This window comes from Mycobacterium asiaticum, from assembly GCF_001673365.1.
Lineage (GTDB): Bacteria > Actinomycetota > Actinomycetes > Mycobacteriales > Mycobacteriaceae > Mycobacterium > Mycobacterium asiaticum_A.
This window is the reverse complement of sequence record NZ_LZLS01000039.1, coordinates 1-878: the sequence shown is the minus strand read 5'-3', so window position 1 is coordinate 878 and position 878 is coordinate 1. Positions and strand designations below refer to the sequence as shown.

The 878-nt window shown below is 62.5% G+C and carries 2 protein-coding genes; both read left to right on the top strand.

Annotation, left to right across the window (positions count from 1 at the left end; genetic code table 11):
• Window positions 1-531: ABC transporter permease (locus A5634_RS04130; RefSeq protein ID WP_172831613.1), on the top strand; the 531-nt coding region annotated here is incomplete at its 5' end.
• A 4-nt stretch (window positions 532-535) separates the two neighbouring features.
• The coding region (locus A5634_RS04125) for an MlaD family protein (protein WP_155769351.1) at window positions 536-878 on the top strand (343 nt) is incomplete at its 3' end.

The following is an 878-nucleotide window of genomic DNA, read 5'->3' as shown; positions in this document are numbered from 1 at the left end:
GCGCTGATCAACGTACGCATCGCCGGTCCCGTCGTCACCGGCATCGCGCTGGCCGCCACGGTGGGTGCCGGTGCCACTGCGGAGTTGGGGGCCATGCGCATCAGCGAGGAGATCGACGCCCTGGAGGTGATGGGCATCAAGTCGGTCTCCTACCTGGCGTCCACCCGTATCGTCGCCGGGCTGGTGGTGATCATCCCGCTGTATGCGCTCGCGATGATCATGTCGTTCCTATCTCCGCAGATCGTCACCACGGCGCTGTACGGACAGTCGACCGGCACCTACGAGCACTACTTCCGAACATTCCTACGACCCGACGACGTGTTCTGGTCGTTCTTGGAGGCGATCATCATCGCGGCCATCGTGATGGTGACCCACTGTTACTACGGGTACAACGCCGGCGGCGGGCCCGTCGGCGTGGGTGAGGCTGTCGGCCGATCGATGCGGTTCTCGCTGGTATCGGTACAGATTGTCGTCCTGTCCGCCGCGTTGGCGCTCTACGGCGTCAACCCCAACTTCGCACTGACGGTGTAGCGCCATGACGAGTCCGGGGAAAGTCAACAAGATCAAGAGCCCGCCGTACAAGGTGATCGGTCTATCGGCCTTCGTGGTTCTGCTGCTCGTCCTCTCGTTGGTGTACGTGCAGTTCCGCGGCGGCTTCACCGCCAAAAAAGAGCTCACGATGTACTCCGACCGCGCCGGTCTGGTGATGGACCCGGGCTCCAAGGTCACCTACAACGGAGTCCAGATCGGGCGCGTCGGCAAGATCGAGGAAGTCACCCGCAACGGTAAGCCGGCCGCAAAGTTCACCCTGGAGATCTATCCGGAGTACCTCGGATCCGGCGGGGTGGTTCCGGAGAATGTGGACGCTAAGATCAAGG